Source organism: Ferruginibacter sp., assembly GCF_031430955.1.
Classification (GTDB): domain Bacteria; phylum Bacteroidota; class Bacteroidia; order Chitinophagales; family Chitinophagaceae; genus Ferruginibacter.
The window spans coordinates 1-2,265 of record NZ_JANPCM010000630.1; the positions used below are offsets into that span (position 1 = coordinate 1).

Annotated in this window: 2 protein-coding genes; one reads left to right on the forward strand and one right to left on the reverse strand. The window is 33.9% G+C overall.

Features of this window, described 5'->3' with window-relative positions; all coding sequences use genetic code 11:
- Positions 1-167: 167 nt before the first annotated feature.
- Complete coding sequence (locus ACY65O_RS17850; protein ID WP_462222217.1) at positions 168-1,355, reverse strand: MFS transporter; 1,188 nt, start codon at positions 1,353-1,355, stop codon at positions 168-170.
- Positions 1,356-1,519: 164 nt separating this feature from the next.
- On the opposite strand from ACY65O_RS17850, the gene ACY65O_RS17855 reads away from it, so the two are divergent.
- Positions 1,520-1,933: a DUF1801 domain-containing protein gene (locus tag ACY65O_RS17855; RefSeq protein WP_462222218.1), complete on the forward strand. Its 414-nt coding sequence runs from the start codon at positions 1,520-1,522 to the stop codon at positions 1,931-1,933.
- The last annotated feature ends 332 nt before the right edge of the window (positions 1,934-2,265 follow it).

Here is a 2,265-nt window from a genome sequence, read left to right on the forward strand (position 1 = left end):
CTTTTCCTGCAATGCATACAAGATCCGGTGTCAGTTCAAAAAAAGAGGATAATTCAAATTCGGAGCTCATAAGTTTTTTATATCATAATTTTTTAATGTAAAAAACTAAACCAAGTCTTTGCAATTTAAATCAAAATTATCTTTGGAGGCAGGTTATCTACCAACAATCAAAGTTGGTTTGTCTTTTTATTATTAAGCAAAGCAATAAGCCCCACTGCAGGCCCAATTGCAAGTATCATATAAATATACTGTGCATTAATAATATCAGCCAATAGGTTTAGTAATTGAATACTGATAATTGTTATTGAAAATCCAATGCAGGTTATCATTGTAAGCGATGTGCCCCTCGACTGTTGAGGAACATTTTGTGCCACTAATGCTGAAAAAAGTGGAGAGTCCGCAATAACCACCAGCCCCCAAAAAAATAAAAAACCAATAAGTATTGGTACCGAACTGCTGAATAAAAAAAACGGAGAAAGCAGGCAACAGCAAGAGGATAAAAACAAGGCGGTGGTGGCTATTTTTTTTGCACCAAAATATTGGGACAGTAAACCTCCTGCAACACATGCTAAAGCGCCACAGGTAATTATTAAAAAAGAAAAAAAAGAAACATTTAAACTGTTGTGATAATAATTTTTATTAGCAGTTAACATTACCGGTATAAATGCCCAAAAAGTGTACAGCTCCCACATGTGGCCAAAATATCCAACAGCTGCAGCCCTGAAATTTTTATTTTTGAACCCTGCAAATAATGCTGTAAATTTTAATTGCTGTCCCTGCTTTCTATATGGGCCATCAGCAACTAAAACTAACATCAATAATCCGCCAAGTACAGAGAGTGCAGAGATGGAATAGATAACATACTTCCATGAAAATTGTACGGTAATGCTTTTTAATAAATGAGGAAAGGCAGTTCCTAAAACCAACGCACCTACTAAAAAGCTCAACGATTTACCCAGACCTTTTTCATAATAATCTGATGCTATCTTCATCCCAACCGGATAAATGCCTGCAAGAAAAAATCCTGTAAAAAATCTGAAGAGTAATAATTCTACCGAAGAAATACCCTGTATGATTATTGCAAGATTAAGCAACGCAGCAATAACAGCACATGCAAAAAAAACTTTTGAAGGAGAGAAACGATCGGCTATAGTGAACAATGCAAAAACTAAAGTACCTGTAATAAAACCAAATTGTACCGCACTGGTAAGGTTGGCTAAAAAAGCTGGTGCTGCTGCAAATTTTTTTATAATGTCGGGCATAACGGCATTCCCTCCAAACCACAATGAGGTGCAAAAAAATTGCGAAACAACAATTACAGGCAATATCCATTTGTTAGTGCTGCTATCGTTCATAATTCAATCTTTCGCTTTATGATTTTAATTAAAGGAACGAACTTTTTTTTAAACTACCATTTTGGCAGGTAAACATTTAAATAAAGTTTTGCGCTAACTAGAATACTAATTATTTTGCAAAGTATATTTGGCTAATAAAAATTACTTTCTCAAAATATTTCAAAATGGCAAAAGTAATTAAACTTTCTGATGAGGAGCAGGTAACGCAACATATAAAAAAACTTGGCCCGGCCTTTGGTAAAATTATTGAAGCCATCAGAAAAATCATTTTAAGTGCCGACGCATCTGTTGGAGAACACATAAAATGGAACAACCCCAGTTTTTATTATACCGGAGAAATGAAGCCTTTTGACCCAAAAGAATATAAAAGAGAAATAGTGGTGTTTAATCTTTTTAAAGAAAAGATAATGCTGGTTTTTCCCAGTGGCGCAAAAGTAAAAAATACATACGGATTATTAACCGGCGATTATAAGGATGGAAGAAGGATTGTAGTATTAAAAGATATGGCGGATGTTAAAGCAAAAGAAAAGATTTTAAAAAAAATTATTAAAGAATGGTTGAAGCTTGTAGATAAATAATACCAATTAGACATTGAATCTATCTGATTAAAAAAATGTCAGGTTGAGCTTGTCGAAACCGGTGCAATGTTAGCCCGCCTTCGACAAGCTCAGGCTGACAGTATTCTTTCAGTGTCTAATTGGTATAAATCTTGAAAAAAATCATCGTCATAATTAATATAGCAACATTTAAAAAAATGCGTTGTCATTTGCCGAGACAAATGAACAACCGAATTTTGAAAAAATATCTTTTAGGGTGGGTAAAAAATATTTGCAACTTACGACAGTAAAAATAACAGGGCTTGTATTAAATTGTCAATAGCCGATCAGGATATTTTTTGTCTTTACGATAA